This window comes from Acinetobacter portensis (genome assembly GCF_009372215.1).
Taxonomy (GTDB): Bacteria; Pseudomonadota; Gammaproteobacteria; order Pseudomonadales; family Moraxellaceae; genus Acinetobacter; species Acinetobacter portensis.
Genome location: NZ_LWRV01000113.1, coordinates 74794 through 91344 on the forward strand (window position 1 = coordinate 74794; position 16551 = coordinate 91344).

At 35.9% G+C, this 16551-nt stretch carries 13 protein-coding genes; 6 read left to right on the forward strand and 7 right to left on the reverse strand.

The window, feature by feature from the left end; all coding sequences use genetic code 11:
- Positions 1–16: 16 nt before the first annotated feature.
- Positions 17–823, reverse strand: a complete 807-nt coding sequence (locus tag A6M14_RS13750) for a rhomboid family intramembrane serine protease (RefSeq protein WP_152875810.1) — start codon at positions 821–823, stop codon at positions 17–19.
- 110 nt (positions 824–933) lie between these two features.
- Between A6M14_RS13750 and mtgA the strand changes: the two genes are divergently transcribed.
- Both mtgA and ppk1 read left to right on the forward strand, forming a co-directional pair.
- Complete coding sequence (mtgA, locus tag A6M14_RS13755) at positions 934–1608, forward strand: monofunctional biosynthetic peptidoglycan transglycosylase (RefSeq protein ID WP_163120940.1); 675 nt, start codon at positions 934–936, stop codon at positions 1606–1608.
- A 123-nt stretch (positions 1609–1731) separates the two neighbouring features.
- Entirely contained in the window at positions 1732–3822 is a 2091-nt protein-coding gene (gene ppk1 / locus A6M14_RS13760; RefSeq protein WP_152875811.1) for a polyphosphate kinase 1, read from the forward strand.
- 65 nt (positions 3823–3887) lie between these two features.
- Here the strand turns inward: ppk1 and oxyR are convergent, their stop codons facing one another.
- The 4 genes from oxyR to rubA all read right to left on the reverse strand — a co-directional run bounded on the left by oxyR (position 3888) and on the right by rubA (position 7205).
- Positions 3888–4793, reverse strand: a complete 906-nt coding sequence (oxyR, locus tag A6M14_RS13765) for a LysR family transcriptional regulator OxyR (RefSeq protein WP_152875812.1) — start codon at positions 4791–4793, stop codon at positions 3888–3890.
- 6 nt (positions 4794–4799) lie between these two features.
- Entirely contained in the window at positions 4800–5744 is a 945-nt protein-coding gene (locus A6M14_RS13770) for an alpha/beta fold hydrolase (protein WP_152875813.1), read from the reverse strand.
- 51 nt (positions 5745–5795) lie between these two features.
- Entirely contained in the window at positions 5796–6974 is a 1179-nt protein-coding gene (locus tag A6M14_RS13775; protein ID WP_152875814.1) for an NAD(P)/FAD-dependent oxidoreductase, read from the reverse strand.
- A gap of 66 nt (positions 6975–7040) precedes the next feature.
- Positions 7041–7205 (reverse strand): rubredoxin RubA, encoded by a 165-nt coding sequence (rubA, locus tag A6M14_RS13780; RefSeq protein WP_152875815.1) that lies wholly within the window; start codon positions 7203–7205, stop codon positions 7041–7043.
- 504 nt (positions 7206–7709) lie between these two features.
- Between rubA and A6M14_RS13785 the strand changes: the two genes are divergently transcribed.
- The gene (locus A6M14_RS13785; RefSeq protein WP_152875816.1) at positions 7710–8252 is read left to right on the forward strand and encodes an adenine phosphoribosyltransferase; all 543 of its coding nucleotides are present in this window, start codon (positions 7710–7712) and stop codon (positions 8250–8252) included.
- A gap of 79 nt (positions 8253–8331) precedes the next feature.
- Here the strand turns inward: A6M14_RS13785 and A6M14_RS13790 are convergent, their stop codons facing one another.
- Positions 8332–8829 (reverse strand): YqiA/YcfP family alpha/beta fold hydrolase, encoded by a 498-nt coding sequence (locus A6M14_RS13790; RefSeq protein ID WP_152875817.1) that lies wholly within the window; start codon positions 8827–8829, stop codon positions 8332–8334.
- A 336-nt stretch (positions 8830–9165) separates the two neighbouring features.
- Here A6M14_RS13790 and lysS point away from each other — a divergent pair, with 336 nt between their 5' ends.
- The 3 genes from lysS to cysN all read left to right on the forward strand — a co-directional run bounded on the left by lysS (position 9166) and on the right by cysN (position 13688).
- Positions 9166–10695: a lysine--tRNA ligase gene (gene lysS / locus A6M14_RS13795; protein WP_152875818.1), complete on the forward strand. Its 1530-nt coding sequence runs from the start codon at positions 9166–9168 to the stop codon at positions 10693–10695.
- Between the two features lie 314 nt (positions 10696–11009).
- Positions 11010–11924, forward strand: a complete 915-nt coding sequence (gene cysD / locus A6M14_RS13800; protein ID WP_152875819.1) for a sulfate adenylyltransferase subunit CysD — start codon at positions 11010–11012, stop codon at positions 11922–11924.
- Positions 11925–12071: 147 nt separating this feature from the next.
- Positions 12072–13688, forward strand: a complete 1617-nt coding sequence (gene cysN / locus A6M14_RS13805) for a sulfate adenylyltransferase subunit CysN (protein ID WP_152875820.1) — start codon at positions 12072–12074, stop codon at positions 13686–13688.
- Positions 13689–13743: 55 nt separating this feature from the next.
- Here cysN and A6M14_RS13810 read toward each other — a convergent pair whose 3' ends face one another.
- Positions 13744–16389, reverse strand: a complete 2646-nt coding sequence (locus tag A6M14_RS13810; protein WP_152875821.1) for an STAND family AAA ATPase — start codon at positions 16387–16389, stop codon at positions 13744–13746.
- Positions 16390–16551 lie beyond the last annotated feature (162 nt).

Here is a 16551-nt window from a genome sequence, read left to right on the forward strand (position 1 = left end):
GTTAAAAGTATAATTATTATTCGTTTAAATGTTCAAGAAGTGCTTGCCAAAGTGGGCTGATATATTCAATCTGATTTAAGCAGTATGTATATGCAACATAACAAATAATGCTCCCAAGAGTGATACCAAACCATTTGAAGCTTACATTTTTATGGTAGCGTTGACCAAAATACCAAATGAATGAAAGCAATAGTCCCATCAACATGCCGCCAATATGTGCTGCATTGTTGATGCCTGAAATCATAAAACCCATACTCAAGTTAATAGCCATTACAATGACTAAAGTCTTTTTATCTAAGATGAATTTTTGACGAGGTAGTGGTGGTAAGAGTGCAAGTAAGGTCAAAGCTGCACCTAAGCCCATAACAGCACCTGAAGCACCTGCGCCAACACGTGGTAATAATTCAGGAATCATTTCATTCGCGTTTAGTAAAGTGTAGCTATTTTGAATAGAAATATAACCACTTAATAAGCTTCCTGAAAGACCAGCCAGCACATACAAACCTAAGAAATACCAACGTCCAAAAAGTTGTTCAACCACACTGCCAAAAATATATAAAGCCCACATATTGAGCATTAAATGAATAAGCCCAAAGTGAAAAAACATGCTACTAAATAACCGGAAGGGTTCTACTAAAAAAGTTAAAGGTGCATAATCGGCACCCCAACGAATTGCATCCGCAGAGTTAGGGTTTGAAACGTCCATACCTGTAATCACTTGCCAAGCAAATAAAGCGATATTTATCGCAATAATGAAAGCAGTGATCCACCAAAGATGGATATCAAGTTTTGTATGAATAATGGGTGGATTTTGATTTTGCATGTGATTTTTGGGATATGATTCATTATGATAAAAATGTGAAATAAGCTTTTAGTCTTGGCTTATAACTTCTAAGATAGCACGAAAAAATTAGACAGGGGTACGGTTCTAAGGTGAAAGCTTTTATTCTACGTATATTGATGATACTCCTTGCTTTGGTATTAATCATACAATTATGGATTTTTGCCAGTTTGGCTTGGTGGCGTACGCATCCTGTAAACACCACAATGTTTATGCGAATAGACTATTTTTCCGATATGTCTAAGCCGATTCAGCATGAATGGCGTGATTATGATCAAATGAGCGACTATTTAAAGCACGCAATTGTTGCTGCTGAAGATGGGAAATTTATGAGCCATAACGGTTTTGACTGGGATGGTATGCGATTTGCTCTAGAACGTAATAAAGATAAGGGCAAACTGGTTGCAGGTGGTTCGACCATTTCACAACAATTGGCTAAAAATTTATTTTTATACAATAAAAGATCATTTATTCGTAAAGGGCAAGAAGCTGTCATTACATGGATGATGGAACGAATGTGGTCAAAAGAACGTATTTTAGAAGTGTATTTAAATTCGGTTGAATTTGGTGAAAATATTTATGGTATTGAAGCTGCGACTCAACATTATTTTGGCAAATCATCAAAAAGTTTAAGCCGTGAACAAGCCATATTTTTAGCAGCAATACTACCTAACCCAAAGTATTTTCAAGATAGACGCCATGACAGTAAGCTAAAGTATCGCAAACGTATGATTCAAAAGTATATGCGATATAGCCAAATTCCTTAATGTTTAGGTGTTGTAAAGAGTAAATAAAAAGTCCAATAAAATTGGGCTTTTTTTTATGAAATTGTCACAATTTTGAAGCATACTTAGAAGTATGGGTAGACTTTAAAATAATGATGGTGATCTATGAATACGGCTGTTAGTGAAACTCCTGCGCAAGCTCCACAAATTGAATACGCATATAATGATCGTTATATAAACCGTGAACTATCAATTTTAGACTTTCATCTTCGTGTATTAGAGCAAGCTGTAGACCCACTTCATCCGCTATTAGAACGTATGAATTTCTTGCTTATTTTTTCCCGAAACTTAGATGAGTTCTTTGAAATTCGTGTTGCAGGAATGATGGAGCAACTCGATTTAGGTAATGAAAGTCATAGCCCAGATGGTTTAACACCAAAGCAAGTTTTGGAGCAAATTTCTAAAACTGCACATGAAGCGATTGAGCGTCAATATCGAATTTTAAATGAAGAAATTTTACCTAAATTACAGGAAGAAGATATTTGTTTCTTACGTCGTGGTGAGTTAACACCTGCTCAATCGGCTTGGGTGAAAAAATATTTCCAAGAACAAGTCGCACCTGTATTAACACCAATTAGTTTAGATCCTGCTCACCCATTTCCACGTTTGGTGAACAAGTCACTTAACTTTATTGTGACTTTGGAAGGGAAAGATGCATTCGGTCGTCAAATTGATCTTGCTGTCGTTCCTGCGCCAAGATCATTGCCACGTGTAGTTCGCTTGCCCAATGAGCTAACCGATGGTAAAGAACATCATGTTATGTTGTCTGCCATTATTCATGAACATATTTCTGATTTATTTCCAGGAATGACGGCAACAGGTTGTTATCAATTCCGTGTAACGCGTAATGCAGATTTAGCTTTAAATGAAGATGTTGAAGATTTAGCAAAAGCGCTAAAAGGGGAGTTAAATTCACGTCGTTTTGGTCGTGCAGTTCGTTTAGAAGTGACGCAAAACTGTCCACAAAATATTTATGAATACTTGTTAGATGAATTTGATTTACATGAAGATCAACTTTATAAAGTACAAGGACCTGTAAATCTTGCACGTTTATTGACCAATTTTAAACGCCCACATTTGCGTTACGATTCGCACACGCCAATCATTCCAAAAGTGCTCAAAAAATCTGAAAATATTTTTAGTGCAATGCAAAAGCAAGATATTTTGTTGCATCATCCCTTTGAATCTTTTGCACCTGTCATTAATTTGCTTCGTGAAGCTGCGCGTGATCCACAAGTATTAGCCATTAAGCAAACACTTTACCGTAGTGGTCCTGACTCTGAAATTGTACAAGTCCTTGCTGAAGCGGCTAAAAATGGTAAAGAGGTTACAGCTGTTATTGAGCTTCGTGCACGTTTTGATGAAGAATCGAATATTGCGGTTGCCAATGTTTTGCAAGAGGCAGGCGCTGTTGTTGTATATGGCATAGTGGGCTATAAAACACATGCCAAAATGATTTTAGTGGTACGTCGCGAGAATAACAAACTTGTTCGTTATGTGCATTTGGGGACAGGTAATTACCATGCAGGTAATGCCCGTATTTACACCGATTATGGCTTGCTAACGACAGATAAAGAGCTTTGTGAAGATGTCCATCGTGTATTTCAAGAGTTAACCGGAATGGGCAAAATGGCGAAGCTTAAAAAGCTTTTACATGCGCCATTTACATTACATGCACAGCTTATTCATTTTATTGAAGATGAAATTGCCAATGCAAAAGCAGGTAAGCCTGCAAAAATTATTGTGAAAGTGAATGCTTTAACCGAAGTTCAGCTGATTAATAAATTGTATGAAGCCTCTCAGGCAGGTGTTCAGATTGACTTAATTATCCGTTCGATTTGTTGTTTGCGCCCTGGTTTACCTGGTTTGTCTGAAAATATTCGTGTTCGTTCAATCGTTGGGCGTTTTTTAGAACATACTCGGGTTTATTACTTTGGTAATAATGGTGATGCTCGAATTTATTGTTCAAGCGCAGATTGGATGGATCGTAACTTATTTAATCGTGTTGAAGCATGCTTCCCAATTGTTGATCCTGCCTTGAAAAAGCGTATTTATCAGCAAGGTTTATTGACGTACTTAAAAGATAATCAACAAGCATGGTTACTGCAAGGTGATGGTACATGGTTGCGTACAGGTGTTGAGGAAGGGAAATTGCCACATAATGCTCAACGACTTCTACTGGCTGAGATTAAGTAAAATAAATAATAAAAAAAGGAGTCATAATTGACTCCTTTTTTATGTTTGAACTTAAACTAAATCGCTTAGTTTAAGTTTTGCGTAATTTTCTGCAAAATTTGTAGGAGCACATCAAATTCACTTTGAAGCGGTGTACTCTTACGTGTCACTAATGCCAAGGTACGGCTTGGAGCAGCATCAATTTGCTTCACGACTAAATCTGGATTTGCTTTTACCATATTGGTATGAATTGCAATTTCAGGAAGTAATGTAAAGCCAAGATTTGCCGAAATCATTTCAACAAGCGTAGGCAATGAACTTGCTTTTAAGCGATGATCATTTTTACGCTCGCCAATAGGGCAGGCACTTAAAGCATGATCACGTAAGCAATGACCTTCTTCAAGCAACATTAAACGAGAAAGATCGAGCTGATCTAAAGATTTCGCATTTGCCGCATTTTGGTCTGATTTATGATAAACCAAGCATAAATTTTCACGTGCAATTTCAGCAACTTTTAAGCTTCGAGTGTCGAATGGTAGCGCAAGAACAACCATGTCTAGGTTGCCATACTCTAATTTTTCAACAATTTTTTCACTTTGTGCTTCGTGGAAATGAAGTTGAATTTTAGGGAGTTGCTTATGCATTTCATCTAATAATTGCGCCAAAATAAATGGAGCAATTGTTGGAATAACGCCAAGATGCAAATCACCTGTCAGTGGTTCACTCATTTCACGGCTTAAACGCATAAGGTCTTGCGCATCAGCCAATAGAACACGGGCTCGTGCAACGACTTGTTCACCCAAAGGGGTTAAACGTACGTTTTGGCGATCACGTTCAACGAGTACGCCACCCAATAATCGTTCCAACTCCATGATGCCGCCCGACAAAGTCGATTGGGTCACAAATGAACGGCGCGCGGCTTCTGTGAAGTGCAGCGTTTCAGACAGCGTAACTAGATATGACAGCTGTCTTAGGGATGGTAGTGCAGCCATAGTGTCCTAATTTTTCGATTTAAAGTGATGTACAAATAATCCGCTAAGATATGGAATAAAGTGCGGAGGGACATCATGCCCCATTCCTTCAATTAATTCAAACTTAGCGCCCGGTATTGCTTTTGCAACAGCCTTACCATGTCCAGGAGGTAATAAACGATCACAAGAGCCATGAACCACAAGGGTTGGCTTTTGAATTTGCTTATTTAATTGTAGCAATGATCCTGTACATAATATTGCTAAAAACTGTTGAAGTATACCCGTTGGGTAGTAACTCCGATGATAAAGCTTTTTCGCGGTCTGCATTGCTTCTAGTTGGTTCACGAAACCTGGTGATCCAATCGTTTTTAACAAATGGATACTATGATTAATAATACCATTTTCATCAGATGACTCTGGCTTACCAATTAAACTTAACAGTTGTTTTGGATAAGGCAAAGGTAAAAAAGGTTTATTATTACTGGTAAAGAGTAAGCCAAGGCTTTGCACTTTTTCAGGGTAATTTGATGCAAGAATTTGCGCAATCATACCGCCCATCGAAGCACCAATCACATGCGCTTTTTCAATACCAAGTTCATCAATAAGTAAAGCTGCATCTTCAGCCATATCATATAAACTATAAGGTGCACCTTGATTTTGTAAACCTAGGGAAAAACGACCCATCATTTTTATGGTATTTAGTTTTGGACCTTTATTTCGAATTTTACTTGATAGCCCAATATCACGATTATCATAACGTATTACACGAAAGCCTTGATCAATAAGCGACTTACAAAAAAAATCAGGCCAAAAAAGTAATTGTGCACCTAAGCCCATAATAAGCAAAATGGCAGGATCTTCCTTTTTTCCGCCTAATTCTACATGCAGCTCTATGCCGTTTGTTAACTGAACTTTAGTTTCAGACATAAAAGAGGTGTAAGGGGAGTCCTGATATTTTAGGGCACTATTCATTTTTATTTTCCTACAACAAGGATGTTTTTAGGCATCCTTGTCATTTAAACCTTAAACAGATGCAGGAATCAAGTCAGGAACAAGTTTAGTTAAAGTTAAACGTTGTTTCGCTGCAGTTGCACCTAATAATACAAAGCCACGTAAAGTGTCAGATGAATCGAAAGCTTTTGCAATCATACCATCATCTAATTCTTCAGTTTGCCATGTGACCTCAAGGTCATTTGGAACAGCTAAAACAGTCAGTGGTGCAGCAGGTGTTTTTACCGCAACAGGCATTGCAGGGTAGTGAACTGCTGTATTTGCACCATTGAGGGTTTTAGCAAGTGCGCGTGCTTGTTGCATAATTGGCATAACGTAAGGCAGTAAAGTACCATTTACTTCTGCACAGTCACCAACGGCATAAATATCTGCTTGATTGGTTTCAAGTTGATTATTGGTAATCACACCACGCGCAGTTTGAATATTTGCTGTTTTAGCAAGTGCTATATTGGGTTGTAAGCCAATTGCAGAAAGAACCGCATCTGCAACAAAAGATTGTCCGTTTGCTAAGGAAACGACATAGCTGTTGTTTTCTGCTTTAGAAATTTTTTCAACAGTTGTGCCAAGTACAAACTTAACGCCTGTATCTTCTAGACCTTGTTTGAATGCAGATGCAACATGAGCAGGAAGTAAGCGACAAAGTGGCTGCGTTGCTAAATCAATGACGGTGACTTTGTGATCTGTGTTTTGTAAGTCATTGGCAAATTCACAACCAATTAAGCCAGCGCCTAAAATGACCACACGTTTATCGTGATTTTGGTCAATTTGCTTACGAAAAGCAGTGTAGTCGCTTAGGTTGTTAACAACATGAATATCATCACTTGCATCGCCTGAAATGGCAAGACGAATTGGATTTGCACCTACAGCTAAAATAAGTTTGGCATAGGTTAAAGATGATTCAACACCATCTTTTTCAATGCTTAAAAGGTGATTTTCTGCATCTATGCTTTTCACCCACGTATTTTTTTCAATGCGCATATTGAGCTGAGCACTCATTTTTTCTGCATCGCCTAAAGCTATTTGCTCGGGTGCTTTTTTGCCTACTAATGCGTTTGAAAGGGTTGGTTTTGCATAATTTACTGCGTCATCGGCACAAATCATAACAAGTTCTTGTTCTGTATTAAGTTTACGGAACTCACGTGCTACGGTATAACCCGCCATACCTGAACCAATAATGACGATAGGATGCATAACAATCTCCACGTTAAAAGGAATAGTGCATAAAAAAGACCAGAGTATGGTCTTTAATACTGATGCTTAGATTTCAATCATTTCAAAATCTGCTTTAGATACGCCACAGTCAGGGCATGTCCAATCATCTGGAATATCATCCCATTTAGTACCTGCTACGATACCATCTTGAGGACAGCCTTCTGCTTCGTCATAAATCCATCCACATACGATGCATTGATATTTTTTCATTTGACTCTCCAATACCGATCTAAAAGGGATCGGTGAAAATCCTTATAAAGGCAAGATACTATTTTATATGACAATCAGCGTTCATATAGATACGTAAATTTTTACGCAGTTATGTATCTAAAGTAAAGTAGATATACATCTTTAATTGCGCATTTTTAAAACTGAAGGTAATTAATGAACAAAACTTGACACAAATACAGAGTGAATTTGTTTATTTGGCGAAATGTCATTTCTATTGTTTGAAAACCTAAGGAGTCAGTTTGTTTATAAATAAAACAATATGCTTGATTACGACTTAAGTTGAACAGAAATTTTTGAAAGAATCAGGTATTTTATAATTAGATGAATCTATAATTAATATTTAGATAAAAAATAAACCAATTAAAACAATTGTTTAATATTTCACTTGTGTTCGCTATGCATTCGTTTTAGCCTCCTTTTGCTAGCTCTTATTGAAAATAAGCGGTAAAATTCATCCATTCCTTCCCAATTAAATTTTCTCCCATGAGTAATCAGTCTACAGCTTTGTGGTCACACATTCGTACGGTTCAAGATTTTCCAAAACCAGGTATTTGTTTCTTCGATCTTACGCCATTATTTATGAAAAACATTGGTCTTTTGACTGATGCTCTTATTGCGAGTATTCCTGCTGAAAAACTTGAAGAAGTTGAAAGCTTTATTGCAGTTGAGGCACGTGGTTTTGTATTGGCAAGCTTACTTGCACAACGTACAGGCAAAGGTCTAATTCTGGTTCGTAAAGCAGGTAAATTGCCACCTCCTGTTGTAGGCGTGGGTTATAGCTTAGAATATGGCTTAGATCGTTTAGAAATGTCTGCTGAAATTCAAAGCCAAAAAGTGATTATTGTAGATGACGTGCTTGCAACTGGTGGTACTTTAAAAGCAGTTAAGCAACTTGCTGAAAAATGTCACCACAATGTTTTAGGTGCGAGTATTTTCTTAGATTTACCAGATTTGCATGCCGATTTAGGTCTAGATATTTGGACTGTTTTAGATGATAAATCTAAACCTGAAACAGTTGCAGCATAAGTTTTATTGATTATTCGATTGCTAAAAAGCCACATTGATTGTGGCTTTTTTATTTTCTAGATTCGTGTTTTTAACCGCTTTAAAACGTTTTCTCAATTTCTACAATTAAATCATTCATTTTTTCAGGATGATCTAAGCGGTGATGCCCACCCGCGATACTTTGGATTTGCATATAATTTTCCAAAAACTCTTTGGTCGCATGCATATCTAAATTTTCATCACCCAACTCTAAATATGCCATTTGCTGAATGTCATGATTTAAGTCTGCATCGGTAATTGGGGGATAATCATCGCGGAAATTTGGTCTTAAACTAGGGTTGGCAATGACACATGGAATTTGATGTTGAAATGACATCAGTAACGCCCAGTAGCCACCCAAGCTATGACCGACAATAATATTGGGTTTAATTTTTTCAACAATATCATGATAAAACTGCGAAACAGTTTCAAAATTTAAATTACGATAATCGACGTTAATACAATACTTTTGCTGAGCATCAAGCGCATGAAATTTTGTTGAATCTCTTGAAGAGTCCAAGCCATGGAAAAACAAAATTTTTGAAATACAAGTCGTCATTATTTTTTATTCACAAAGCGAAGAAAATAAAAATGTTAAAACGTGATTTTTCAACAAATGGTCAACCTTTATCTTAATGAAAAATTGATCTTATAAATGTTAGATTTTCGTCTATTTTATGGCTGGTTTTAAGCCTTTAGTCTAGGTTTTAAACCATTTTTTTGACTTAAAATGAATAGGTTTGGGTCTGTATAAAATGATAAAGAAGAATTTAAGGATTATTATTTTGTACTACACGGCAGATTTTTATCAATGAACAGTATTTCCCCCTGCGCATTGTGATGTAAATCTGCTATGCTATGCCACTTCTATTTCTTATCTAATTACGAGGCAGAGATGACGCAAAATAACGCTCAATCGACTTCTGAACAACCTATTTCCGAAAACGATTTAATTGCACAGCGTCATGCCAAGTTAAAGCAAATCCAAGAACAAGCAAAAGAAACGGGTGTTAGCCCTTGGCCAAATACGTTTAAACGTGAGCATTACGCACAAGATTTACAAGACCAGTTTGCCGAAGTATCTAAAGAAGATATTGAAGCAGGTGAAAAGGTTTATGTATCTATCGCAGGTCGTGTGATGTTGAACCGCGGTTCATTCATCGTAATTCAAGACATGACGGGTCGTATTCAGTTATATGTTGCACGTAAAGAACTTGCACCTGAAGTATTGGAAACAATTAAAGGCTTAGACCTTGGCGATATTATTGCTGTTAAAGGCTATGTAGGTCGTTCAGGTAAAGGCGATCTTTATGTACATATCGAACACTTCGAACTTTTAACTAAATCATTACGTCCACTTCCAGATAAATTCCATGGTTTAACAGATACAGAAGTGAAGTATCGTAAACGTTACCTCGACTTAATCGTAAATGAAGAAACACGTAAAACTTTTGAAATTCGTGCAAAAGTGGTTTCAGGTATTCGTGCATATTTAACCAACGAACGCTTCATGGAAGTTGAAACACCAATGATGCATGTGATTCCAGGTGGTGCATCTGCGCGTCCATTTGAAACGCATCATAATGCTTTAGATATGCCATTGTTCTTACGTATTGCGCCTGAGCTTTACTTAAAACGTTTGGTTGTTGGTGGTTTTGAACGTGTATTCGAAATTAACCGTAACTTCCGTAACGAAGGTGTTTCTACGCGCCACAACCCAGAATTTACGATGATTGAATTCTATCAAGCTTATGCAGACTATAAAGACTTGATGGAACTCACTGAAAAAATGCTTGAAAAATTAGCCATCGACATTTTAGGTTCTTCAGATGTTCCTTATGGCGAAGAAGTGTATAGCTTCAAAGGTCCATTCAAGAAAATTTCAATGTTTGATGCCATTCTTGAACATAACCCAGAATTTACTCCTGAAAATGTAGCTGATCGTGAATTCCTTGCGAATTTCGTAAAAGAAACATTAAAAGAGCAAGTGAAGCCTGGTTTTGGTTTAGGTAAACTTCAAACTATCGTATTTGAAGAAACAGTTGAAACGCAGCTTCGTCAGCCTACTTTCATTACAGAATATCCTGCTGAAACTTCTCCATTGGCACGTCGTAATGATGATAATCCACATATCACAGACCGTTTTGAGTTCTTCATTGGTGGTCGTGAATTGGCAAATGGCTTCTCAGAATTGAATGACCCAATTGACCAAGCGGAACGTTTCCAAGCACAAGTAAATGAAAAAGATGCAGGCGATGATGAAGCAATGCATTACGATGCAGACTTCGTTGAAGCTTTAGAATACGGCTTACCTCCTACAGCAGGTCAAGGTATTGGTATTGACCGTTTGGTTATGTTATTCGCGAATGCACCAAGTATTCGTGATGTGATTTTATTCCCTCATATGCGTCATAAAAACGTATAAGATGTGAATAATAAAAAACCCGCCAAGTGCGGGTTTTTTATTGTTTAAAGTTTAAATGTTTATAATTTTATAGATTAACGACTTGAAAAGCATACTTGATGCTTTGGGTTAAAAATGAAATTGAATAGATGAATGACAGTCAGTTTAAATACCTGATTAATTATATTTTATAAGCAATATCAAAAAAGCTTTATATGATGATTTTGCATATTAATATCACAAAACAAGCAATAGCAAAGATAACTAAATCACTATAATGAATATCAAATTTCATATGTGTCATAAGGACACGTTTTTCTAAGCTGGTGTTGTCCATGTCGTTAAATGAGGAAAGACTTACTCATCTAAAACAGCTTGAAGCTGAGAGTATTCATATTATCCGTGAAGTAGCTGCTGAGTTTGAAAACCCAGTTATGCTCTATTCAATTGGTAAAGATTCAGCAGTCATGCTGCATTTAGCCCTCAAAGCCTTCTATCCTGCAAAACTTCCATTTCCACTACTTCATGTAGATACAGGTTGGAAATTTAAAGACATGATCGCATTTCGCGACAACATGGCAAAAAAACATGGTTTTGATTTGATCGTGCATCAAAACAAAGAAGGGAAAGATGCGGGCATCAATCCATTTGACCATGGTAGTTCTAAATATACAGACATCATGAAAACTCAAGGTTTAAAACAAGCCTTGAATAAATATAAGTTCGATGCAGCTTTTGGTGGCGCGCGTCGTGACGAAGAAAAATCACGCGCAAAAGAACGTGTGTATTCATTCCGTGATGACAAACATCGTTGGGATCCTAAAAATCAACGTCCTGAACTTTGGAATCTTTATAACGGTAAAGTAAACCAAGGTGAAAGCATTCGTGTATTCCCATTATCAAACTGGACTGAGCTTGATATTTGGCAATACATTTACTTGGAAAGCATTCCATTAGTACCACTCTATTTAGCTGCAGAACGTCCTGTGGTTGAACGTAGCGGTACGTTAATTATGGTTGATGATGAACGTATGCCTTTAAAAGAAGGCGAAGTTCCACAAATGAAATCGGTACGTTTCCGTACATTGGGTTGTTACCCACTTACGGGTGCTGTTGAGTCTGAAGCCGATACATTGCCTGAAATTATTCAGGAAATGCTTTTGGCAACAAGTTCTGAACGTCAAGGTCGTATGATTGACCATGATGAAGCAGGCTCGATGGAGAAGAAGAAACAAGAGGGTTACTTCTAAATTTATTTTTTAATCTCTCCCGACCTCTCTTTGAGAAAGAGAGGAGAAATCCCTGAAATGAAAAGGGTGAAAAGTCCCTCTTTCGTAAAGAGGGATTTAGGGAGATTAGAAAAAACCGATTTCAAAAGAATATGTGGAGTTTGAGCAATGTCTCATCAATCAGATTTAATTAGCCAAGACATCTTGGGTTATTTAAAACAACACGAAAATAAAGACCTTCTACGTTTTTTAACTTGCGGTAACGTAGATGATGGTAAGTCGACTTTAATTGGTCGTTTGCTTTACGATTCAAAATTGATTTATGAAGATCAATTGCAAGCGGTAACACGTGACTCGAAAAAAGTCGGTACAACAGGTGATGCGCCTGATTTGGCTTTACTTGTAGATGGTTTACAAGCTGAGCGTGAACAGGGTATTACCATTGATGTGGCTTACCGTTATTTCTCTACAGAAAAACGTAAGTTTATTATTGCTGACACACCAGGGCATGAACAATATACGCGTAACATGGCAACAGGCGCATCTACGTGTGACCTTGCAATCATCTTAATTGATGCGCGTTACGGTGTTCAAACGCAAACACGTCGTCATACATTTATTGCAAGCTTGTTAGGCATTAAGAACATTATTGTTGCGATTAACAAAATGGATTTGGTGGAATTCTCTGAAACTCGTTTCAATGAAATTCAAGCTGAATATGCAGGTTTTGTTGCGCAATTAGGTGATCGTAAACCGTCAAACATCATCTTTACGCCTATTTCTGCATTGAATGGCGATAACGTGGTGAACAAGTCTGAAAATACACCTTGGTACACAGGTCAAACGTTAATGGGTTCTTTGGAATCTGTTGAAATTAATCGTACATCTGCGAAGCAAGATTTCCGTTTCCCTGTTCAATATGTAAACCGTCCGAACCTCGACTTCCGTGGTTTCTGCGGTACGATTGCTTTGGGTGATATTAATGTTGGCGATATAGTTAAGGCTTTACCATCGGGTAAATCATCAACTGTTAAAGAAATTGTGACTTTTGATGGCAACCTTGAGCGTGCTGTTGCAGGTCAAGCGGTTACTTTAACGCTCAACGATGAAATTGATATTTCACGTGGTAATGTTTTAGTACGTGCAGATCAAGCTGAACCATTTATTTCACGTTCTGTGAATGCGACTGTGGTTTGGATGGCAGATCAACCACTTGTGATTGGTAAGTTGTATAACTTGAAAGTGGGTACGCAAACTGTTCCTGCAAAAGTGACTGCGATTAACTTCCGTACAAACGTGAATACGCTTGAAAAAGCGCAAGTTGAAAGCTTAGAGCTAAACTCTATTGCCAATGTAACCGTTGAGTTTGATGCACCTGTTGTATTTGACCGTTATCAAGACAGTCGTTATACAGGTTCGTTTATCTTTATTGATCGTTTAAATAACGTGACGATTGGTGCGGGTATGGTGGAGGAGTCTGTTGAATGGACTGCTCATACGAACCCTGTAACTGCGGAAGCTCGTGCTGCTCGTTTAGGTCAAAAACCTGCATCTATTACTGTTTCAGCGAAAGCATTGGAAAATGCGCAAGCACTTGAAAACTTGTTGCTTCAACAAGGTGTGGTTGCTATTGCGAAAGCAGGTTTAGATGTTGTTCAAGTTGCGCTTTTACGTGAAACGGGTATTGCTGTAATTACGACTGTAGCTGAAGGTACAGATGTAACATTTACAGTAGATGCTGTTGAAGAGTTGGCTGAAAAGATTGTTGAGTTGGTTCGTCTGTAATAGACTGAATTGATTTAAAGAAACCCACCGAAAGGTGGGTTTTTTTAAAGTTAGTTTAAAATTCAGTTTGTAATTGCTCTTGGTTTTTTTCAAACTTTTTAATAAAACCTTCGACAGCACGATGTCTTTGATGGTTTGGAACATCTAAAAATGCTGCACTTAACTCCCCAAGAATCTTCTTGATTTTCTGATTATTTGTTTCCATATATTTATGGAGAAGATAAATAAATAACCCTTGAAGATAAAAATTTTTCTTTCTGAAAAAGCCAATAGATTTTTTAATTTGATTTATGGCTTCATCTGTGTCTATATCGATATAACATAATAAGGCTAATGCTCGATGACCTGCATTTTGAGAATCAAAATAACGACTAAATAAATGTTTTAACTTGGAAGATGATGCTCTTTCAACAATTAAATGAGCGAACATAAATGTGATTAATAAGCTAAATAAAGTTTTAAGATGCTCCTTCTCTGAAAGTTCATTATTATTGTTTTGAGATACATTTGAGAATAAAGTCTCGAAATCATGTTTTACCATTCCAAGTAAATACAAGAAAATATTGTTCCACTCAGTAAATAGTACATCTAGACTTATTTCTTTTAGACTTTTATTTGCAACTAATTCACTATTTCTTAATATTGATGCAAAAGATCTTAAAATAAGTAAAGCATTCAGTTTTTGTGATTGGATATTAGGTTGTTGTTTGTTACGACTAACAGATTGATCTATAGATGCAGCATGTGGTAACTCTTCTAAATCTTCTTCTGAATTAATAAAATCATTATTTTCTACATGATCGGAAATTTCACCAAAGATATTACTTGCTAAAAGTATACTTGAGTCATTTTCAAGAGCTTCTTGGTCTATATTTAAATTTAACTCTTTAAATGTATTTTCCACGAGACATAAATATTCATTGAGTAATTCTTCTTTGTCTCTATAAATACCTGAATAGTATTCAAATTCGGTGGTATATAAGTGAGCTTTATTTTTTTGTATAATATCTTTCCAAATTTCATTATTTGTATTAAATTTTTCAGCTAGAAAATAAGCTCTAAAACAGTCAAATTTAAAAGTTACTATTTCTCCATCACTGAAGAGAATTCCTTTCTCAATTAAGTCTTGGCGTAAATTAGTAGATACAGGAAGGCTACGTTCATCTAGATATTGAGTTTTGAATTTTTCAAAGCTATTTACATCAAGCCCAATAGTTTCTCGTATATTCAATTCATGTGAAAACTCTTTTAAAAAATGACTTAAGTTAGTGGAGTCAAAGTTCTCACGATGTTTTTTTTCCTGAAATTTTTCGAGTAGTCCCTCAATTAATACTTGAACAACGGAGGCTTCATTGTATAAATTGGGTTGAGTCCCTTGTTTCTCAACTACCCACAACAGCATAGATATTAAAAACGGCGTTGATGGTACGTTTAATTGTGTAATCAGCTTTTTAATTATTTTAATTTTTAATGAGTTTGTATGAGTGTCGCTTGAAAACCATTTACAGATTAATGATTCTGTATGTTTTGCTTTGAATGAGTGAATGAATACTTGTTTGGGGAAAATATCAATATCCACTTTAATTGTTTTTAAAGTGGATTCATCTTCTAAACTAACAGCTATATACTTACTAAGTGGATAGTTTTCCATAAAATTACGTAGACATTTTAAATCGGTTGTTGATTTGGTGTCAAAATTATCAAAACCAATTAAAATACGACCAGCTAATAATAAATCTTTGAGCTGCTGCTTATTTAATTCATTATCTAAAAAATTTAAACCTTCATTAAGTAATAAATTAATTGATAAATTACTATCTTTTGTTCTAGCATTTTTTAAATCTATTACTATTCCTAAAGCTGTTTGTGAGTATATTTCATTGTATTTTTCGACAATAAGATAGTTTAATAATGTAGTTTTCCCACTTTCGCGTTTTCCTAGAAATAAAATATTTTCAGTTGAGTTTCTAAGATCATTTAATTTCACATATTCAGTAGAATTATTATTTTGTACATGTTCTTTATTGAAGTAAAACTCTTTTTCCTCAAGTTGTGCTAATGGTGGTTCGACGAAAATATTATGAACTTCCCGAGGGGCAATAGCTGAATTTGAAGAGAGAAGTTTATTGTTTGCTCTTTGAGTTATACTTTTATAAAGAATATCTGTAATTGGTATAGTATTTTTTGAAGAGATTGAGAGTGGGTAATTTTTCTTTCCATTAGTGTTAAATCTAGTAGCTTGATCAAATGTATTTCTACTATGGTAGTACTCTCTAGCTAATACCTCAACATTATTATTGTCTAACTTTAAAATTGTATAGCCATTAAAGTAATCTCTACTTTGATATAGACAACCTGTATTACTTATAAAAAGCTCTCCGATGTTACCACTTAGCGTTTCTGCTGTATTTTCATGATTATGTCCGCAAAGAACAATATTGAATTTTTCACTCAATCTATTTTTAATTAATTGTTTTTCATTTTGATTTAACCAGTCAAAAGTATGGTGAAATACAGCAATTTTTAATGAACTATGCTTAATTTCATCATATGCTCTTTCTATTTGTCTTTCAGTTAAGAATAAATGACCATAATCAGCTTGTCCTCCACCTTTGGTGAGCCAAGAAGTATTTAAAGATGCAATTCCAATTTCTTGATTATTTATAGTTATAATCTTAGTAAAAAAAATTTTATTTTCCAACGGTATATTTACAATAGACGTAGCGAAATTATTGTAATCATATAAATGTGCAAGTAAATCATATTTAGGTTTGTTATAGAGTTGATCAAAAAGAGCAATTGCTGATTTGTGGTCTTTAATATCAAAAATTGATGAATAAATATTAGACTTCCGTCATAAATC

Bases quoted from the DNA above. Each gene is read 5' to 3' on its own strand.
- cysD (WP_152875819.1), top strand. From the start codon at position 11,010: ATGTCGTTAAATGAGGAAAGACTTACTCATCTAAAACAGCTTGAAGCT.
- A6M14_RS13785 (WP_152875816.1), top strand. From the start codon at position 7,710: ATGAGTAATCAGTCTACAGCTTTGTGGTCACACATTCGTACGGTTCAA.
- ppk1 (WP_152875811.1), top strand. From the start codon at position 1,732: ATGAATACGGCTGTTAGTGAAACTCCTGCGCAAGCTCCACAAATTGAA.
- oxyR (WP_152875812.1), bottom strand. From the start codon at position 4,793: ATGGCTGCACTACCATCCCTAAGACAGCTGTCATATCTAGTTACGCTG.
- cysN (WP_152875820.1), top strand. From the start codon at position 12,072: ATGTCTCATCAATCAGATTTAATTAGCCAAGACATCTTGGGTTATTTA.
- A6M14_RS13750 (WP_152875810.1), bottom strand. From the start codon at position 823: ATGCAAAATCAAAATCCACCCATTATTCATACAAAACTTGATATCCAT.
- lysS (WP_152875818.1), top strand. From the start codon at position 9,166: ATGACGCAAAATAACGCTCAATCGACTTCTGAACAACCTATTTCCGAA.
- rubA (WP_152875815.1), bottom strand. From the start codon at position 7,205: ATGAAAAAATATCAATGCATCGTATGTGGATGGATTTATGACGAAGCA.
- A6M14_RS13790 (WP_152875817.1), bottom strand. From the start codon at position 8,829: ATGACGACTTGTATTTCAAAAATTTTGTTTTTCCATGGCTTGGACTCT.
- A6M14_RS13775 (WP_152875814.1), bottom strand. From the start codon at position 6,974: ATGCATCCTATCGTCATTATTGGTTCAGGTATGGCGGGTTATACCGTA.
- A6M14_RS13770 (WP_152875813.1), bottom strand. From the start codon at position 5,744: ATGAATAGTGCCCTAAAATATCAGGACTCCCCTTACACCTCTTTTATG.